Origin of the sequence: Kitasatospora griseola (genome assembly GCF_044999035.1) — a bacterium.
Classification (GTDB): Bacteria; Actinomycetota; Actinomycetes; order Streptomycetales; family Streptomycetaceae; genus Kitasatospora; species Kitasatospora griseola.
In genome coordinates, this window is record NZ_CP173360.1 from 4,141,641 (window position 1) to 4,160,261 (window position 18,621).

Annotated in this window: 18 protein-coding genes; 7 read left to right on the forward strand and 11 right to left on the reverse strand. The window is 71.8% G+C overall.

What is annotated here, in order from left to right; translation table 11 throughout:
* Positions 1-299: 299 nt before the first annotated feature.
* Together ACI1MP_RS18670 and ACI1MP_RS18675 are read left to right on the forward strand one after the other, a co-directional pair.
* On the forward strand, positions 300-1,019 hold the full coding sequence (locus ACI1MP_RS18670; protein WP_100589526.1) for a FadR/GntR family transcriptional regulator: 720 nt from the start codon (positions 300-302) through the stop codon (positions 1,017-1,019).
* Positions 1,020-1,079: 60 nt separating this feature from the next.
* Positions 1,080-2,324 (forward strand): CynX/NimT family MFS transporter, encoded by a 1,245-nt coding sequence (locus tag ACI1MP_RS18675; protein ID WP_380333805.1) that lies wholly within the window; start codon positions 1,080-1,082, stop codon positions 2,322-2,324.
* A 75-nt stretch (positions 2,325-2,399) separates the two neighbouring features.
* Here ACI1MP_RS18675 and ACI1MP_RS18680 read toward each other — a convergent pair whose 3' ends face one another.
* The 10 genes from ACI1MP_RS18680 to ACI1MP_RS18725 all read right to left on the reverse strand — a co-directional run bounded on the left by ACI1MP_RS18680 (position 2,400) and on the right by ACI1MP_RS18725 (position 12,557).
* Entirely contained in the window at positions 2,400-3,116 is a 717-nt protein-coding gene (locus ACI1MP_RS18680; protein ID WP_380333804.1) for an ABC transporter permease, read from the reverse strand.
* A gap of 10 nt (positions 3,117-3,126) precedes the next feature.
* Entirely contained in the window at positions 3,127-4,068 is a 942-nt protein-coding gene (locus tag ACI1MP_RS18685; RefSeq protein ID WP_043915433.1) for an ABC transporter ATP-binding protein, read from the reverse strand.
* A gap of 9 nt (positions 4,069-4,077) precedes the next feature.
* A complete protein-coding gene (locus tag ACI1MP_RS18690; RefSeq protein WP_100589529.1) occupies positions 4,078-4,974 on the reverse strand; it encodes an ABC transporter permease in 897 nt (298 codons plus the stop codon).
* The gene (locus ACI1MP_RS18695; RefSeq protein WP_387995768.1) at positions 4,971-5,975 is read right to left on the reverse strand and encodes an ABC transporter ATP-binding protein; all 1,005 of its coding nucleotides are present in this window, start codon (positions 5,973-5,975) and stop codon (positions 4,971-4,973) included. Before ACI1MP_RS18695 ends, ACI1MP_RS18690 begins: the two co-directional genes overlap by 4 nt.
* Positions 5,976-6,136: 161 nt before the next feature.
* On the reverse strand, positions 6,137-7,216 hold the full coding sequence (locus ACI1MP_RS18700) for a hypothetical protein (RefSeq protein WP_404869068.1): 1,080 nt from the start codon (positions 7,214-7,216) through the stop codon (positions 6,137-6,139).
* Positions 7,213-8,118: a hypothetical protein gene (locus ACI1MP_RS18705; protein ID WP_380333801.1), complete on the reverse strand. Its 906-nt coding sequence runs from the start codon at positions 8,116-8,118 to the stop codon at positions 7,213-7,215. Before ACI1MP_RS18705 ends, ACI1MP_RS18700 begins: the two co-directional genes overlap by 4 nt.
* Positions 8,115-9,101 carry a hypothetical protein gene (locus ACI1MP_RS18710; protein ID WP_380333800.1) on the reverse strand — a complete coding sequence of 329 codons (987 nt, stop codon included), beginning with the start codon at positions 9,099-9,101 and terminating at the stop codon, positions 8,115-8,117. Before ACI1MP_RS18710 ends, ACI1MP_RS18705 begins: the two co-directional genes overlap by 4 nt.
* A gap of 34 nt (positions 9,102-9,135) precedes the next feature.
* Positions 9,136-10,014, reverse strand: coding sequence for a hypothetical protein (locus tag ACI1MP_RS18715; protein WP_380333799.1), 879 nt, complete (start codon positions 10,012-10,014; stop codon positions 9,136-9,138).
* Positions 10,015-10,217: 203 nt separating this feature from the next.
* Positions 10,218-11,549 (reverse strand): hypothetical protein, encoded by a 1,332-nt coding sequence (locus ACI1MP_RS18720; protein ID WP_404869069.1) that lies wholly within the window; start codon positions 11,547-11,549, stop codon positions 10,218-10,220.
* Positions 11,550-11,669: 120 nt separating this feature from the next.
* On the reverse strand, positions 11,670-12,557 hold the full coding sequence (locus ACI1MP_RS18725; protein WP_404869070.1) for an LLM class flavin-dependent oxidoreductase: 888 nt from the start codon (positions 12,555-12,557) through the stop codon (positions 11,670-11,672).
* 114 nt (positions 12,558-12,671) lie between these two features.
* Between ACI1MP_RS18725 and ACI1MP_RS18730 the strand changes: the two genes are divergently transcribed.
* The 5 genes from ACI1MP_RS18730 (at position 12,672) to ACI1MP_RS18750 (ending at position 17,533) form a co-directional block, all read left to right on the forward strand.
* Complete coding sequence (locus ACI1MP_RS18730; RefSeq protein ID WP_404869071.1) at positions 12,672-12,920, forward strand: hypothetical protein; 249 nt, start codon at positions 12,672-12,674, stop codon at positions 12,918-12,920.
* A complete protein-coding gene (locus ACI1MP_RS18735) occupies positions 12,917-13,318 on the forward strand; it encodes a DNA-binding protein (protein WP_404869072.1) in 402 nt (133 codons plus the stop codon). Before ACI1MP_RS18730 ends, ACI1MP_RS18735 begins: the two co-directional genes overlap by 4 nt.
* Positions 13,319-13,495: 177 nt before the next feature.
* Positions 13,496-14,740 (forward strand): hypothetical protein, encoded by a 1,245-nt coding sequence (locus tag ACI1MP_RS18740; protein WP_404869073.1) that lies wholly within the window; start codon positions 13,496-13,498, stop codon positions 14,738-14,740.
* Positions 14,741-14,956: 216 nt separating this feature from the next.
* On the forward strand, positions 14,957-16,237 hold the full coding sequence (locus ACI1MP_RS18745; protein WP_380333793.1) for a hypothetical protein: 1,281 nt from the start codon (positions 14,957-14,959) through the stop codon (positions 16,235-16,237).
* Positions 16,238-16,465: 228 nt separating this feature from the next.
* Positions 16,466-17,533, forward strand: coding sequence for a ParB-like protein (locus ACI1MP_RS18750; protein WP_380333792.1), 1,068 nt, complete (start codon positions 16,466-16,468; stop codon positions 17,531-17,533).
* 57 nt (positions 17,534-17,590) lie between these two features.
* Here ACI1MP_RS18750 and ACI1MP_RS18755 read toward each other — a convergent pair whose 3' ends face one another.
* On the reverse strand, positions 17,591-18,556 hold the full coding sequence (locus tag ACI1MP_RS18755) for a LamG domain-containing protein (RefSeq protein ID WP_404869074.1): 966 nt from the start codon (positions 18,554-18,556) through the stop codon (positions 17,591-17,593).
* Positions 18,557-18,621 lie beyond the last annotated feature (65 nt).

Below are 18,621 nucleotides of genomic sequence, written 5' to 3' on the forward strand. Positions count from 1 at the left end.
TCCGTCTGCTGGGCGGACGGATGAAGCTATGAGAGCGGAGCATATAAAGGGATCATTGCCGAGTCACGGCCCGGGGCACCGCTCCGAGCACTCGAACGACGTGTGCGGACCGCCGGTTCCCGTTCTCCCGTGTGAGACAGGCGACTTCAGCGCGCCGACCGGTTTCGCGCGATCCTCCCCGCACTGCGACCGTCCCCGGCTTTCTCCCGCGTTTCCGCACGCCAGGGCGGTTGTAGGATGACCGGGCAAGGAGTTGTAGGATGACCTACATCGGACCGTGGACGTGAAAGGAGCCCGGCGTGGAGGGACTGCAGGCGGCCGGGCGGCGTTCGCTGGTGGACGAGGCGATCGAGCAGCTGCGTGAGCAGCTGGCGGCCGGGGCGTGGCCGGTGGGGTCGCGGATCCCGACCGAGCACGAGCTCGCCGAGCGGCTGCGGGTGGGGCGCAACACCGTGCGGGAGGCGATCCGGGTGCTGGTGCACGCGGGGATGCTGGTCTCCCGGCAGGGCGAGGGTACGTTCGTCCGCTCGACCAGCGACCCGGCGTCGGTGCTGCGCGGGGTGCAGCGCTCGGGGGTGCGGGACGTGCTGGAGGTGCGTGCCGCGCTGGAGACCGAGGCGGCCCGGCTGGCCGCCGAGCGGCACACCCCGGACGACCTGGCCCGGATGCGGGCGGCGCTGGCCCGGGAGGCCGAAGTGATGGCCGCGCACCCCGAGCGGGCCGGCCGGGAGGCCACCGTCGAGCACGACCTGGAGTTCCACACGGCGATGGTGGAGGCGGCGCACAATCCGGCGCTGACCGAGGTGTACCGGTACTTCGGGGCCTCGGTGCGGGAGTCGATGCGCGCGGCGTTCGGCGACCACGAGATGCCGGAGGTGGCGATCGGCACCCACGCGGCGCTGGTCGACGCGATCGAGAGCGGTGACCCGGAGCGGGCCGAGGCGGCCTGTCGGGCGCTGCTGGCGGAGCCGACGGCGGCGGTGGAGCAACTGCTCGCCGAGATCGCCGCGCGCAAGTAACGCCCCGCCCGCCGCCCGGTCCTCCTTCTTCTTCCACCCGCACAGAGAGTCAGCCCTGCCATGTCGGTCACCCGTGCCGTGCAGCCCGTCCTCGATCCGAAGGTCGGTACCCGAACCGCCAGGTTCGCGCACCCCGCCCTGCTGTTGGTGGGGATCGTGCTGGTGGCCCTGAACATGCGGGCCTGCCTGGCGGCGGTCTCGCCGATGGTGGCGGAGATCCAGCACACCTTCGGCCTGTCCGCGGCGGCGAGCGGCCTGATCACCACGGTGCCGGTGCTGTTCCAGGGCGTGGGCGCGCCGCTGACGCCGCGGCTGACCCGCCGGTTCGGCACCGAGCGGGTGGTGCTGGGCGCGGTGCTGGCGCTGGGCGCGGGCGTGCTGCTGCGGGTGCTGCCGTCGGTGTGGACGCTGTACGCGGGCTGCATGGTGATCGGCGTGGCGATCGCGGTGCTGAACGTGTCGATGCCGGGCCTGGTGAAGCGGGAGTTCCCGCACCGGGCGGCCATGATGACCGGTGTCTACTCGACCACCATGCTGGTCGGCGCGACCATGGCGGCCGCGCTGTCGGTGCCGCTGGAGCACGCCCTGGGCGGCGGCTGGCAGGCCTCGCTGGGCGCCTGGTCGGTGCTGGCGCTGGTCGCCGCGGTGGCCTGGCTGCCGCAGGTGCTGAAGGCCCGTCAGGAGGCCACCGTGCCGCTGCGGGTGGCCCCGGCGGCGGCGCCGCAGAAGCCGGCCGTCAGCCCGTGGAAGTCCCCGCTGGCGTGGCAGATCAGCGCGTTCATGGGCATCTCCTCGCTGCTGGTGTACACCCTGGTGGCGTGGATGCCGACCGTGCTGGCCGACCACGGGATGCCGCGCGGCGAGGCCGGTCTGGTGTTCGCGTTCAGCAACCTGGTGCAGGTGGTCGGCGCGTTCCTGGTGCCGCTGGCGGCCGGCCGGATGACCCGGCAGCGCGGGCTGGCGCTGGCGATGGCCGGGCTGAACGCGGCCGGCATCGCCTGGCTGCTGCTGGCCCCGGTGTCGGGCGCCTGGTTCTCGGCGGCGGTGCTGGGTCTGGCGCAGGGCGGCTCGCTGGGCCTGGGCCTGGCGTTCATCGTGCTGCGCACCGACAGCGTGCTGGGTGCGGCGCGGCTCGGCGGGATGAGCCAGGCGGTGGGCTACCTGGTGGCGGCGGCCGGCCCGGTCGGCGGCGGCGCGCTGAAGCAGCTGACCGGCAGCTGGGACGCGACGCTGATCGTGATGCTGGTGCTGGCCGCGGTGGCGGCCGTGGCCGGCTGGGGCGCGGGCCGCGACCGGACGGTCTGACGGCACCGTCGGGAACGACGGAACGGCGGGGACGGCTGCATGCCGTCCCCGCCGTTCCGCGTCGTCCGGGCGGGCCTACTCCTCGCCGTTGAGGGTGAGGCCGGACAGCTTGACCGAGGCCAGCGCGGTGGCGCCGACGGCGACGACGATCAGCAGCCACACCGCGGTGGTCAGTCCGACCGGGGCGGTCACGGTGCCGTCGGCGGCGATCGCCTGGGTCACCGACAGGCCCCACTGCTGGACGGACAGGGTGCGGGCGCCCTCGACGTAGTTGCCGATCAGGCTCTCCCAGATCAGCGCGTACGCGAGACCGGCGATCACCGCGTGCCGGGTGACCACGCCGAGCAGCAGGAACAGCGCGCTGTAGGCGGTGCCGGCGACCACGGTGCCGAGCGCGTAGCCGAGCGCCAGGTTGTCCGCCGTCCCGTAGACGATCAGGCCGGCCACGTAGGTCGGCAGGGCGGCCAGCAGCCAGGTGGCGCCGATCGCGACGGCCAGTTTGGTGGTGACGATCTGCCAGCGCGGCAGCGGCTTGGCCAGCAGGTAGACGATCGAGCCGTCCTCGATCTCGGTGGCGATCACGCCGGTGCCGACGATCAGGCCGGTGATCGGGACCAGCGTGCCCAGGGCGAGGTTGCCGAGGATGCTGTGCGCGAGTTCCAGCTTGTCGAGGTCGCTGTTGCGGGCGATCACCGAGATGACCAGCAGCAGGACCGGGACGGCCAGCAGGATCAGGACGCGCCGGCGGCCGAACAGGCCGCGCGCGGTGAGCCTGGCGACGGTGGTGTTCATCGTGGGCCCTTCAGGACGAGACCAGGTACGAGAAGACGCTTTCCAGCGACTCGTCGGCCGGGGAGACGGTGTACAGCCGGATGCCGGCCTCGCGGGCGACCTTGGGCAGCAGGGTGGTGAAACGCTGGAAGTCGATCGCCTCGATGCGCAGCGCCCCCGCGGCGGAGCCGCCCTCGGGCAGGGCCTTGGCGTCGAGTTCGATGCCCGCCGTGGAGCCGTCCGCGATCAGCGCGGAGGCGAGCCGCCGGTCGTCGCTGGAGCGCACCAGGTAGCGGTGCGGGCGGTCGGTCATCAGGCGGCGGATCTCGCGGAAGTCGCCGGAGGCGGCGTGCCGTCCGGCCACCACCACCTCGATGTGGCGGGCGAGTTGCTCGACCTCTTCGAGGATGTGCGAGGAGAACAGCACGGTGCGCCCGTCGGCGCCGAACCGGCGCAGCAGTTCCATGAGTTGGAGGCGCTGGCGGGGGTCCATGCCGTTGAACGGCTCGTCCAGCAGCAGCACCGCCGGGTCGTGGACCAGGGCGGAGGCCATCTTGACGCGCTGCTTCATGCCCTTGGAGTAGGTGCCGGTCTGCCGCTCCTGGGCGTACTCCATCTCGACCAGCGCGAGGGCCCGCCGGGCGGCGGCGCCGGGGTCGGCGAGGCCGTGCAGTTCGGCGTTGGCGAGGACGAACTCCCAGCCCGTCAGGTAGTCGTACATCGACTCCTTCTCGGGGACCAGGCCGATCTGCCGGTAGACCTGCTGGTTGCGCCAGATCGGGACGCCGTCCAGGGTGACCGCGCCGGAGGAGGGGGCGAGGAAGCCGCTCATCATGTGGATGAGGGTGGACTTTCCGGCGCCGTTGGGGCCCAGGAGCCCGGTGATGCCCGGTCCGATGGTCATGGTGACGTCGTTGACGGCGACCACGTTGCCGAACCAGCGGGAGACCTTGTCGATGGTGATGACGGCCATGGCTGCCTCTCAGACGTTCCGGTAGCGGCGCAGCATCAACGCGTAGCTGCCGGCCGTGAGGAGGACGATCACCGCGCCGAACACCAGCACGCCGGCGGTGCCGGGGGCGGCCATCCGGTCGAAGCCTTCGCCGCCGGTGTCGAACAGCGTGTTGACCAGGCCCTCGACGGTGCGGGTGGGCGACATCAGCTCGGCCCAGTGCGCGGACTCCCTCGGGACCGGGTCGAAGCCGCCGGTCAGGGCGCGGACGATCTGCGAGACGCCGCTGGTGATCATCAGGCCGCCCATGATGGCGGCGACGCCGAAGCCGCGGCGCGGGGTGGCGGCGGCGATCAGCAAGCCGATCGCGGAGTACAGCAGCGCGTACAGGACGGCGGCGATCAGGCCGTACATCAGGTGGGCCAGGTTGTCGCCGACCGGGAAGCTGTTGAGCATCGCGCCGACGAACAGCACCAGCAGCGGCAGCGTCATGATGATCAGCAGGGCGCTGACCATGGCGGCGAACTTGGCGGCCACGTAGTCGCTGCGGCTGGCCGGCCGGGAGAAGTACAGCGGGACGACGTGGTGGCGCAGGTCGCGGGACATCAGCACGGGTGCCTGCGCGGCGAGGAAGATCTGCGCCAGCACCCCGAACCTCGACAGGTAGACGCTGTAGTCGATCGGCATCTGCTTCAGGTTCGCGAACGCGACGATGGCGATGATCGCCAGCGTCGGGGCGACCAGCGCGCCGAACAGCAGGAACGGCAGCACCTTGGACTTGCCGGAGCGGCCGAGGCCGAACGCGGCGCGCAGGCTCTGCACGTACAGCGAGCGGGTCGCGTAGCGGCGGCCCAACCGGGGCCCGGTGTACGGGCGGTAGCCGATGTCGTGGATGACACCGCGGTGGGTCTGGGCGGGGGTGGTCATGCCTGCTCGCCTCCTGCCGGCACGGCCGCGGCCTGCTCGTGGTGCGCCTCGTGCTGTTCTGCTGCCTCGGAGTCGGTGCTGAAGATCTCGGCGACCCGGTGGCGGCGCTGCTCCAGCCGGATCAGGCCGAGGCCGAGGTCGTCCACGGTGTCGCGGACGGTGTCGTAGGTCTCGTCACCGGTGAGTTCCACCAGCAGGATGCGACCGCCGTCGGCGCGCACCGTCAGCCCGGCGGCGGTCAGCCGCTCGCGCAGCACCGCCTCGGAGTCGAAGGCGCGGTCGGTGGGGTGGTCGGTGACCTCGACGGCGAGCAGTTGGGTGGCCTCGGTGAACGAGGCGGTGGAGGAGGACCGCAGCAGCTTGCCGCCGTCGATCACCACCAGGTGGTCGCAGGTGCGCTCCAGCTCGCCCAGCAGGTGGGTGGTGACCAGCACCGAGATGCCGAAGTCGGTGTGGACGCGGCGGATCAGGCTGAGCATCTCGTCCCGGCCGACCGGGTCGAGGCCGTTGGTCGGCTCGTCCAGCAGCACCAGCTGCGGGTCGTGGACGAGGGCCTGAGCGAGCTTCACACGCTGCTTCATGCCGGTCGAGTAGCCGCCCATCGGGCGGTAGCGCTCCTCGTACAGGCCGACGTGGCGCAGCGTGTCGGCGGTCCGCTCGCGGGCCGCGGCCGCCGGCAGGCCGGACATCCGGGCCATGTGCACCACGAACTCGGTGGCGGACACGTCCGGCGGCAGGCAGTCGTGCTCGGGCATGTAGCCGACCCGTTCGCGGATCTCCGCGCCCTGGGTGGCGATGTCCAGGCCGAGCACCCGGCCGGTGCCTTCGGTGGCGGGGGACAGACCGAGGAGGATCTTGATGAGGGTGGACTTGCCCGCGCCGTTCGCTCCGACCAGTCCGACCACGCCGGGCTGCACTTCCACGGTGAGCCGGTCGAGGGCGGTGACCCGGGGGAACCTCTTGGTGAGGCCGTCCGTCTTGATGACTGTGGACACGGTCATCAACGTAATGCCGGTCACCCGCGCTGCGGAATGCGCTGAGAAGCTGACCTTTCGTCCGTCCACGGGATGACGCTCCTGCCCCGCCCCCTAGGGGTACCGGGGGCGGGGCCGGTTCATCGGTACCCCGATGATGCGTCAACTCCGATGTACAGCAGCCAGGTTCAGGCCAGCATGGCGCTCTGCAGCAGCACCACCTGGCGGAACGCCTGGTCCGAGACGCCCTGCGGGTTCGTCAGCTGGACCAGCCCGACCACGTCGCCGTACTGCAGCCAGCCGATCCGGCCGGTGGGCCGATCGCCGGACTTCGCGTCCGAGTCCCGGACGTTCACCTGGCCGACCGCCACCGGGTAGCCGAAGGCGGCGATGTCCACGTGGGAGGCCTCGATGTCCTTGGTCGCGGTCATCAGGTTGACGCCCGAGTAGAAGTTGCTCGCCTCGTCCTGCGAGCCGAACCGGAACAGCCGCAGCTCGGCGCGGGTGCCGTCCTTGGCGGTCCAGCCCTGGGCGGCCGCGCCCCGGCAGGCGTCGCTGATCAGGAACTTCGCGTACTTGTCGTCCTTGGCCAGCATCGCGTCCCGGTCGCACGGCACCCAGCGGCCCACCACCGGCGGCAGAGTCGCGGAGGCGCTCGCGGAGGCGCTCGGGGACGCGCTCGTGCTCGGGGACGCGGCCCCGCTCGGGCTCGCGCTCGGGGCGGCGGACGGGCCGGTGCCGACGGCGCCCTTGGGCAGCGGCAGCAGCAGGCCGCGCAGGTCCGCGGTGTGCTTCTTGAGCTTGTAGTCGGCCGGGGCCGAGGCGCCCGCCGGCAGCGGAGGCAGCGTCAGCTCGGGGAAGACGTACCGGCCGTCGTTCGGCGTGGCCAGGCCGGGCAGGTCGGTGCGGTCCGGCAGGGTCACCGCGACGGCGGTGGCCGCGCCGAGCACCACCGTCGTCAGCACCGCCGCGCCGACCTGCCAGAACCGCTTGTGGTCGCGCTTCCGCGCCTCGACCGACGCCTCGTCACCGGCCTCGCCGGGGACAGCCCACGGGTCGTCCGCCGCCGCGCCGCCCGACGCGGCGTCGGCCCCCGCCGGCCGGTCGGGAGCGGTCCAGGCGTCGGTCTGCGTCGTGTCGGTCTGCGCCGTGTCTGCCTGCGTCGTGTCGGTCTGCGTCGTGTCGGTCTGCTTGGTGTCGGCCGTCGTCGAGGAGGTCGGCTCGCCCGGCTCGACCGGCCCGGGGTTCGGGGTGATGTCGGTGCTCATGCGGTGGCTCCCGGGGTGGCCAGTCGGTCGAGTTGCTGACGGAACAGGTCGACGACCCTGTTCTGGTCGAGGGGTGCGACCCCGGCGACGTCCATCTGCACCAGCAGGTCGCCCACGCCGGCGTAGCACTGCAGGTAGTCCAGTTGGTCACCGGCCTTCAGCGTCGGCAGGGCGCAGTGCGCCTCCGCGTGTCCGGCGACGCCCGGGCCCGCCCGGTACAGCTCGTTGTCGGTGTACCACTTGCCGTACGAGTTGTTCTCCGCGGCCACTGCCTGCTGGTTGAACTGGCTCAGCACCAGCGTCACCGTGGTGCGGTTGTCGATGTAGGTCAGGCTGCGCGCGCCGATGGCCTGGATGTGCAGCGAGGACAGCGCGCTCTCGGCGTCCTTGCGGTACTTCTCCGGGACGTCGGCGAGGGTCTCCTTGAGGACCTTGTCCAGGTCCGCGTCGCGGATCTCGTTGTCGTTGCCGATCGACTTGTAGTCCGGGCCCAGCTCGTAGGCGGACGGCACCGGCAGCAGCAGGTCGCGCAGGCTGCCGAAGTGGTTGCCGTTGGACTTCGCGCCCCACGCCTGGCTCGGGCTCGCCGAGGGCGCGGGCGCCGCGGCCACCGGAGCCGGGGAGTCCTTGTAGTGGACCTTGATGATCACCTCGCCGATGCCCACGCCGACCAGCGCTGCCGCGATCACCGCGGCGACGGCCTTTTGCACGGTGCGGCGCGGCTTCACGGCCGGGGCGGCATCCTGCGCGGCCTCGGCGGTGGTGAACTCCGGCGCGACGGTGCCCGGTTCGACGACCGCGGCGTCGCCCGTCGGGGCGTCGACCGTCGTGGCCTCGGCGGCCGGGGTGACGGCGGGCGGCTGCGCGGGCGCGGCCGGCTCGGGGGATTCGATGTCGGTCACGCGAGACGCTCCCACTGTCGCTTGGCGATGTCCTCCAGCTGGGACCGGTCCACCGGGTTCTTGGAGTGGACCGACACGAACATCAGCACGGTGCCCTTCCGGGCCAGGGCCTCGGCCCAGTAGTACTTCTCGGTGCTGCGGGCGTAGGTCGTGGCCTCCTGGGCGACCATGATCATGCTGTCGTCGTTGCCCGGGATCTTCGACAGATCCATGCCGGACGTGCGCGGGACCATGGCCGTGATCGCCCCGGCCGCGCTCTCCGGCTTGTACTGCATCAGGTTCACCCGGTACTGGGTGTCGTCGACCGACCAGCCGACCGCCGCCTGTCGACGGAAACCGCTGCTCAGCAGGTTGTTGAACGCCTCGGCGCTGTCGCCGAAGGTCTCCGCCTGGTCGTCGGCGGTCATCCAGCCGTCGCCGTCGCCCAGGAGCAGGTCCTTGGTGCCGTCCGGACGCTTGATCAGCAGCTCGCGCAGGTCGCCGTCGATGTTCAGCGGCTGCGGGCCGGCCGCGGCCAGCGCCTTGGGGTCGACCCGCTCGGCCGAGTAGGTGAGCTTCGGCGCGACCAGTTCGGGCAGCGGCGTCGCCGGACGGGCGGCCTGGATGCCGTAGCCGATGGCCCCACCGATCACCGGACCGGCCACCACGGCGATCAGCAGCATGGCGCCGACCCCGAGCTTCCGCTTCCTGCGTGCGGGCTCCTCGCCCGCGGCGAGCGTCTCGACCTGCTCGAAGCCTTCGCCCGGCTCGGACGCCTCGGTCTGCCCAATCGGCTCGGTCTGCTCGGTCGTCGCAGTCGCCTCGGCCTGCCCGGTCGCCTCTGCCGGCTCGGCCGTCGGCGTCTTGGACAGCGCGTCGGACGGTGCGTCAGCAGTCGCGGACGCGGGCGCCTCGGTGGGTGCCGGCGGGATGGCCGTCGGGGGTTCGGACGGCACGGCGGCGGCCGCCCCGGGCTCCGCGGCGCCCGTGGACTCGGTGCTCAACTGGTTCTCCTGGAAGAAGAGTTCGGGACGGCCGTCAGCCGTTGGTGAGGCGGTCGCGCTCGCGCTTCATGGCGTCGAAGAGCAGCGCCTTGTCGGGGTCGCCCTGAACCTCGACGGTGATCTCGTAGACCACGTCGCCGACCACGCCGATACCGATCAGCGCACCGGTGTACGCCTGCTGCTTGGGCTTGAAGATGTAGCCCTTGGCGTTGGACACCCCGTCGATGTCGAACGAGTCGCTGCTGTAGCTGGAGTGGTCGGCGAAGCCCTGCGCGCGGTCCGTGCGGCCGAAGCGCTTGAGTTCCGAGCGCACCTCGGTCTTGCCGTCCCGAAGGCGGTAGGTGCGGCCGGCGGCGTCCTTGAAGCCCCAGGAGTCCAGCACCTCCTTGATGTCGACGCTGTCGTTGTACTGCGCCTGGAGGTCGTCCGTGCTCAGCATCGCGCCGTCCGGCGAGCCGTACGGGTCCGCGTTGTCCGGCACCGGCAGCAGGAAGTAGCGCAGGTCGCCGCTGTGCTTGCCGCCGGAGACGCTGCCCTGCAGCGTGCTGGCCGGACGCGGCGGCGCGGGCGGCGTCGGGGTCGGGGTCGGGGTGGGCGACGGGCTGGGCGAGGCGCTCGCACTGGCCGAGGCGCTGGTGGCGGGCGCCGGGGCGGCGGCCACGTGCGCGGCCCGGTCGGGCTTGCCCACCGCGACGGTGACGGCGGCACTGGTCGCCGTCACCGCGAGCAGCACGGCCACCGACAGCGCCACGCCCGCCGCCCGGGGCAGCCCGCGGTCGGCGGCCTGCTGCTCGACGACGGTCTGCTCGGGGCCGGCCGGGGCCGGGGCGGACGGGGTGGGTTCGGTGGCCGCCGGCCGGTCGGCGGGCTCGGCGGCCGGCTCCTGACCAGGGGTCGGTTCGGAAACGGACAAGGGTCTCCCCCCAGAGTGCGCGTGGACGACCGCACGGCACGGCACGAGCCGTCCCCCCGGTCGGCTCTCGGGCACCGGTGTCACCATGCGGTGCACGAATTATGAGAGCCCTGTGCAGTCGTCAACAACACGATTGGGCCACCGATTTGCCGCAATTACCGGCCAATCGGACAGGCCGTGACCGAAACGCAACCCCGCCCGGATCAGCTCGTGCCCGAGCCATCCTTCGTGGACGGAGCAGGCGGCTCCGAAGGGGCATCGGCGGGCGCGGCGGACGGCTCCTCCGGCGTCGGCTGCGCGGGCTGCGCGACCGGTTCCGCCGGAGTGGGCGGCGCGGGAGGCGCGGGAGGCGCGGGCGGCGTCGGCTGCGTCGGAGGCGTGGGCTGCGCGGCGGGGTCGGACAGCCGGATGCCGGCGGCCTCGGCCAGGGCGATGTCGAGGCGCTCCTTGCGGATCCGGCGGTCGATGTACATCACGCCGTTGGCGATCGGCGAGAGCGGCGCCGTCACCACGGTGAACAGCAGCATCAGCAGCGCGCCGAGCACCATCACGACGGTCAGCCCGCCGGTGCTGATCACCTCGCTCGGCCGCTGCGCGTCGACGTCGTCGATCACCAGCGCCGGCATCAGGCTGGTGATGACGACCCAGAACGGGACCAGCACGATGTTGGCCGCGAGTCGGCCGGCCATCGACACCACGATGCTCAGCAGCAGGCTGCGCCACCAGTTGCCCTCGTTGAGCCGCCAGGCCCGGCGGACCGCGGCGACCGGCCTGGCCTCCTCCAGCACCAGCACCGGCACCTGCAGCGTCAGCCGGATGGTGACGAACACGATGGTGATGCCGACGGCCGGGACCAGCAGGAACCCGAACAGCATCGGCAGCGGGTTGCTGGTCCACACCGCCAGGCCGAACGGGACGGCGAGCGACAGGACGTACGCCAGGATCATCGGCCCGATCACCGCGGCCTCGGACTGCACGGCGGGCCACAGCCGGGGCGCCGCCTCCTTCCACGCCTGACCGGTCGTCATCGGGCGGCCGAGCGCCGCCGCCCGCAGCACCACGATCGACAGCGGGGCGGCGACCAGGTACACGGCGAGCAGCGCCAGTCCGCACACCAGGAACACCAGCAGCATCGGGCCCATCACGTCCCACAGCTGCTGCGCGGTGGCCGCCTCGTCCCCGTCCGGCAGCCGGTCGAGCGCGTCGCGCAGGCTGCCCACGCAGAGCACCATGACCAGCACCACCGGCACCACGCCGATGCCCGCCACCGCGAGCAGCGGCAGGTACAGCGCCTTGGGGTAGCGGCGGATGGTGTCGAACACGGCGTTGAACATCTCGCCGAACGACAGCGGGCGCAGCGGGATCACGCCGGGCTTCGGCGCGAGCGGCACGGCCCCCCAAGGCCCCTGCCCCCACCCGCCGGGCCCACCCGCACCGGGCTGCCCGTACCCCGGCCAGTAGCCCGGCCCGGGGGGCTGCCCGTGCCCCCACTGCCCGCCGGGCTGCTGCCCGTAGCCGCCGTTTTCCCCGCTCATCGGTACCCCCTTCAGAGACCCTCGCCCCGGCAGCCGCCGGGTTGCGACGAGCCTAGGACTCCCCTCCGACCACACCCGCTCCGACCCCTTGCCGGGCCCACCAGCTCACTCGACGATCCATCAATTCAACTGCGACAGGCCCTCCGTGGCGATCCGCTCGAAGACCGCGAGGTCGTTCGCGAAGATCGAGTCCGGCACGGGCCAGTGCACCACCAGTTCGGTGATACCCAGCTCCTGGTACGTCCCCGCCCAGTCCACGAAGGCGTCCACGGACTGCAGCGGCCGCTCGGCGGTCGACCCCTGCAGCAGCACCTTCTCCAACTCGCCGACGTCCCTGCCCCGTTGCTCGCAGGCCGCGGCCAGCTTCGCCAACTGCCCGGCGATCACCGCGGGCGCCTGCTCCACCGGCACCTCGGCGGGCCCCTTCGGGTCGCCGTACGTCACCCAGCCCTGGCCGTACTCGGCGGCCATCCTCATCCCGCGCGGCCCGGCCGCCGCGACGTAGAACGGCACCCGGGGCGTCTGCACGCAGCCGGGGATGTTCCGCGCCTCCACCGCCGAGTAGTACGCGCCGTCGCGCGTCGTCGCGTCCTCCCGCAGCAACTCGTCCAGCAACGGCAGGAATTCGCCGAACCGGTCGGCCCGCTCCTTCGGCGACCAGGCCTCCTGCCCGAGCGCCGTCGCGTCGAACCCCGTCCCGCCGGCCCCGATCCCGAGCGTCACCCGCCCACCGGACACGTCGTCCAGCGTGATCAGTTCCTTCGCCAGCGTCACCGGGTGCCGGAAGTTCGGCGAGGTCACCAGCGTCCCGAGCCGGATCCGCTCGGTCGCGCACGCCGCCGCCGTCAGAGTCGGAACCGACCCGAACCAGGGCGACTCCCGGAAGCTCCGCCAGCTCAGGTGGTCGTACGTGTAGGCCGCGTGAAAGCCGAGTTCCTCGGCCTGCCGCCAGATCTTCTGTCCCTCGGCCCACCGGTGGATGGGGAGGATCACCGTGCTCAGTCGCATGCTGCCGACGATACGCACGGATCAGGAGATACGCGGGCTCCGCCCAGCGGCGCTGCGCGGGGGAAGCGTCGCTCTCGCCCGACCGGGCGCACATACCGGCAGCATGCTTGCCTCATGGCGGCTACCACGCGCATCACGGTCACCCTGCCCACGGAGCAGGTGGCCGAGCTGAAGAAGCTCACGGACAATGTCTCCGGCTACGTCGCCGAGGCGGTGGCCCGGCAGATCAGGCACCAGTTGCTCGGTGAGGAACTCCGCCAGTACGAGGAAGAGCACGGCGCGTTCACGGACGAGGCGCTCGCTGCCGCGCACGCGAGGATCTTCGGTTCGTCCGAACCGGGCAGCGGAGCGGTCGCCGCGTGAGTGCGCGCATCGAGACCGTCGTACTGGACTCCCGGGGAATGTCCGCCTGGATCTCACAGGCCCGGGGCGTGCTCGCGATGATCAGGGCTTTCCACTCGATGGGGGCCGGCCTGGTGATCGGTGCCAACACCGTCGTGGAGGTCTCGCACGCCAAGGCGAACACCGCCCGACTGAACTGCGTGCTCTCGCAGGTCAGGATCGAGCCCGTGACCGAGCAAGCCGCCAGGGCCGCCACGGCGCTACTCCAACAGGCCGGCCTGCACGGTCACAAGTACGCCATCGATGCCACTGTCGCCGAGATGGCGCTCCGTCAGCCGGGGCCGGTGGCTATGCTCACCTCGGACGTCGACGACATGGCGAAGCTCTGCGGCGCCCACGTCCGACTCATCGCGCTCTGAGCTTGCGCGGAGCCAAGGCCACAAGAACATCACCGCAGGTCAGACCGTGGTGAGTGAACGAGGCTCGACCGAGGTCACCAGCGTCCCGAGCCGGATCCGCTCGGTCGCGTTCTTCTGTCCCTCGGCCCACCGCTGAGCACAGTGAGCGTCGGAACCTTCAAGAAGGGGAGGGCTCGCATGGCTGTCGTTGTGCGGAGCGAGGACGAGACACCGTTGCGGGGCCTGATCGAGCGCTGTGCCGAACTGAAGGGCGAACTGGTCGAGTTCGCCCAGAGCGCGCGGTTCGACCGGTGGCTGACCCCGCTCCTGCTGGAAGCCGCGGGCCCTCAGCGGCGGCTGGATGAGGCTGATGCGGTCCGGATCATCGATCACTTCATCCTCCGGTACCCCCTGCCGGACGGTACGACCGTGGTGGACCGGTTCGTCGCAGGGCAGCGGGACCTGACCGAGGCCGATCGAGCGATGCTGCTCGGCTGGCGTGACCCGGTCGAGGGCGTCTTCGAGGTCCGGCGCAAGGACGGGGACGCGGTCGTCCTGCTGAACCTGGTCGACGACCTGGAGTACCGCACCTACTCGAACGTCGGACGGGAGGCCTTCCGGAGAGTGTCCGCAGGAGGGTTCCTCCTCGCCTGCCTGGTGCCCGTCCACTCGGCCGACGGGGCGTGGCTGATCTCGGGTGCGATGTCGCCCTACCCGAGGTCCAGCGCCACCGAGATCGCCCGGGCCGCGCTCCAACTGGCCGCCAGCCAGCCCTCGTTGGTCTTCCGCAACCCCGAGAAGATCGAACAGGGATGGCGCTCGATGCGGGAGGATCGGGCCGCGTTCATCGAGTTCTGCGGCAGCGACGAACTGGTCCTTCCCCCTGCCGAGGCCGAGGAACTGCTCAACTCCTACTACCGGCACCGGCAGCACGTCGCCGTCGCCGAGCAGCCCGACCGAGTCCGGGGCAGGCGGCTCCCGGGCCTGGACTTCCCGGCCTTCGAACTACCGCAAGGACTCGCGGATTCGGACACCGTCGGTGTCATCTACGACGACATCGACGGGCTCAACTTCTACCCGGACTACGGGATGCTGCGGAACCTCTTCACCGACCCGGCCGTCGCGGGCCGCAAGCAGCACCAGGACCTGCTGCGCGTGTACCTGCGCGAGGAGTCGATCGCGCCACTGCCGATCCGCCGGCTGGCCGCCGCCCACCCGGACACCGTCGACGAGGTGTTCCGGAAGCTGCTGCGGAAGCCCGGATTCACCTGGACCGAACACGGTGACGAACTGCTTCGCCGGCGCAAGCCCCGGTACTACGAGAGCGAGCCCCACCCTGGCGTCTCCGTGATCGGCGAGCGCCTCAGCCAACTCGCCGCCGGCGGCGGACGACGGAAGTTCAGCAGAGCAGAGCGCGTACCGCGTCAGCCCGACAATCCGTAGGAGGGAAACCCGGGAAGGCGTCCTGACCGCGCCGACCGCAGACACCGAGCCGGATCGAACATCCTTCTCAACAGAAGTCGACACCGCCGACCCTGTGCAGGGCGGGAAATCCGGTCATGGTCCGTGGTGGGCTTCCACTACGCTACAGCGGCGCGCAGGGGGGACCTGGCGCCGCCGCGGTCGAGCCGTGGCCGTTCGACTTCGAGGAAGACAGAGATGCGCATATCCAGGAGTGCTCCACGTCGCATTCTGAGCGCCGGGATCGCGGTTGCCGCCCTCGGCGCCGGGACGCTCGTCCTCGGCGGGGTGGCCCAGGCGGACTCGCAGCCCGTGACGTTCCAGCTCAAGGACATCGTGATCCTGCCGGGCGAGTCCGACCGCGCGCTGTCTCCCGACGGGATCTACGGGCGCGCGGACGGCACCTGGGTCTACGCGGTGAGTTCGAAGCCGCTGACCGACGCCGGCGCCTCGCTCGGGCTTCCGGACGGGGTGAGCGTCAAGGTGGGTGTCCCCGGGCCGAGTTCGAGCTGTGCGGCGGCGACGGGGACGGCCGGCGTGTACACCTGCGACGTCGTTCCTTCGTCCAGCCCGTTCGCCTCGCCGGTGATCGGCGCGTCCGACGCGGCGCACGACGGGACCGTCGCCTACTACGGCGCGGTCTTCGTGCCGAGGGGCGGGAACGTCGCGGACGCCGTGACCAGGGTGAAGACGGTGGGCAGCAGCCCGGCCAACGGCCCGACGAGCGAGCAGGCCGCGAAGGTCACCGTGGAGACGTCCGACCACGTGGCCAGGAACACGGTTCGGCTGACCACCCCGGACCTGGCGGCCGGCAAGTCCGTCACCCAGCAGGTGACGGTCCACGCGGTCGACCCGGGCAAGCTCCAGCTCCACTTCAACAGCGCTGCAGGCCAGCCGAGTTGGCCCACCTTCCCGACGCCGGTCGGGGTGAAGGTCGCCGACTCGACGGCGACCCCGGCGGGTTCCTGCAACCACGTGACGAGTGACCTCAACTCACCGACCACGATCGTCTGGTGCGACCTTCCGGCCGGCGACAGCACCGTCTCCTACACCCTGGCCGCCCAGCCGGAGATGGCGAGCTGGAAGGTGGACGTCCGGGCCGAGTACCAGGTCCTCACCTGGGGCGCCGGCAACCCGGTCGCGAACAGCACCTTCGCCCTCCAGGGCACCGCCCCCGAACCGTCCGGCTCCCCGACCGTCTCCCCCACCGCTTCGCCGACGCAGACGCCCACCGACCCGGCGACCACCCCGGCCCCCGTCGTGACCACGTCGCAGCCCTCGACCCCGGCCTCGACCTCGACCGGCTCCCCGGCCGGTACGGCCGCCCCGGTCGCCCCCCGCCCCAGCAACACCGGCGACACCCTGGCCAGCACCGGCACGGACAACCTGGCCCCGGCAGTCGGCGGCGGCCTCGCCCTGATCGCCGGCGGCGCCCTCGCCCTGGTGGCCCTCCACCGCCGCCGGGCCTCGCACCGCTGACCCAGGCGTCGACGGCAGTGCCCGGCCGCCCTCCAGCGGCCCCGTACTGCCGTCGCCCCCGGTACCGGACTGTCCCCGATCCGCCTGGCGGGTCCGGACCCGGCCGGCGGCGTGCGGCGGCGGGGATCGTTCATCCGCGTTTTCCGGGAGGCCATGGCGGGGATGCCGGGCGTTGGCTCGGCGCTGGGACGCTCACGGGCACATCCAGCCATGCTCGCAGGGAGTGTCATGCGATTCCGAGTCCCGTCCGCGGTACCGCTGTTGGCGGTCGGTGCGGCCCTGGCCACTGTTGTCACGACGGCGCCGAGCGCGCTGGCCGCGCCCGGGGCGCCGGGGCAGCGCCCGTCGTTCTGCGGGCACGACAACCGGCACACGCCGTTCGCCGGGTACCTGTGCGCCAAGCCCGGGGAACTGCTGGACGTGCGGATCGGGGACGTCCACCCGACCCAGCCGTCGCTCGGCTACGACGAGGTGTACTACAAGCTCGGCCGGTACACGCTCGGCAAGGACGCGATCAACAAGAAGTTCAGCGACTGGTGCGAGGCGGACGGCCGGATCGAGGCGGTCGCCGTGCAGCCGAACGCCCGGCTGGACGACCCGTCCTCGTTCACCTGCACGCTGCCGGTCGGCGCGGAGACCGCCGACAGCGAGGCCGCGATGAAGACGGTGGTGATCGGCCCCGGCGGCGAGCCGTTCCTGACGGACGGTCACCACACCCTGACCTCGTTCTACGAGACCCCGGACGGCGGCGCGAACCTGCACGTCCGGCTGCGGGTGCTGGCCAACCTCAGCACGCTGACCCAGAAGGACTTCTGGGCGCAGATGCAGGCCAACAAGTGGGTGTACCTGAGCGACCCGCAGGGCAACCCGGTGAAGATCAACAAGCTGCCGACCTCGGTCGGGCTGGCCAACTTCCAGGACGACACGTACCGCAGCCTGCTCTACTTCGGCCGCGACATCGGCTACACCCAGAACTCGGTGCCGTTCCAGGAGTTCTACTGGGGCAGCTGGATCCGCGACACCGCGCCGGTCGACCTGTCCGGGTGGAACCGCTCGGACCTGACCAGCTACCTGGCTGCCGTCAAGGGCACCACCCAGACGATGGTCGCGCTGCCGAAGAACACCGTGATCGGCAGCGGCTTCACCGCCTCCGACCTGGGCGCGCTGGACCAGTGGAACGCCGGAAAGGCCGCCAACAAGGGCGAGTTCGACAAGCTGAGCAAGCCCTACTCGGACGCCAAGCCGGGCAAGCTGGCGTACGCGCTGGAGTACAAGAAGGTCAACGGCCTGGGCTGAGGCCGACGTCGAGGGGGCCGGCGGAGATCCGCCGGCCCCCTCGACGCGTCCGAAGGGTCAGGAACCCAGCAGGGTCGCCGCCGGGGCCGGATCGGCGGCGGCGCCGCTCACGGCCTTGGAGACCTGATCGGCCGTCAGCGCCTTCTTCCAGACCTGGACCCCGGCGATCGAGCCCTTCCAGGCGTCCGACCACTGCCCCTTGTAGCGGGCCCGGCCGAGCTCCAGCGGGCCGGTGCCGGCCACGATCGACGGGGCGGTGGTGGTCTGCGCGAGGACGCCGTCCACGTACAGCGAGATGCTCTTGGCCTTGGCGTTGTACACGCCGGTCAGGGTGGTCCAGCGGCCGGTGGTGGCGGCCGCGCCGGACACCGCCATCGCGCTCTTGCCGGCCTCGTTGGCGGTCTGCACCTTGAAGACCCAGCGGTTCTTGTTGCTCCCGGAGTCCTCGCGGCCCAGGTAGAAGGAGAAGAACTGGTCGCCGTTCTGCGACAGCGCGGCCTTCGACGCACTGGCGGCGTCGTTGCTGACCACCGCGGAGACGGTGAAGTCCTTCGTGGTGTCCACGGACGCGTCGGCGGCCTCGGCGTAGCCGTCGCCGCTGCCGGTCAGCTGCAGCGCCTTGCCGTCGCGGCCGTCGGCGGCACCCACCTTCGCGGCGCTGCCGAGCTTCAGCCCGGGCACCGAGGCGCCGGCCTCCGCACCGGAGCCGCCCTGACCGGTCTGGCCGGCCTGACCCGCGGAGGCCTTCGGGGACGGGTCGCCACCCGCCTTCGGGGCGGCGGCGGCCGCGGCGGCCTTGGGCGTTGACGGACCGTCGGCGCGGTCCTGCACCATCACCGCGACGGCGACCATCCCGGCGACCGTCACCAGGCCGGTGGCCAGTGCGGTGATGCCGAGAGTCCGCTTGCGGCGGGCCTCCCGCTCGTCCGCGTCCGCCATCGCCCGCCAGTACGCCGCGTCCGATCCCCCGACCACCGGCTCTCGGGTCGCGCCCGCACTGCCCGCCGTCCGCCTGCCCGCCACGTTCTCCCCGATCCGTCCGCTTGCTCGTCGGCGGAACTCTAGGCGGCCCCGTTCGAACACGCGAA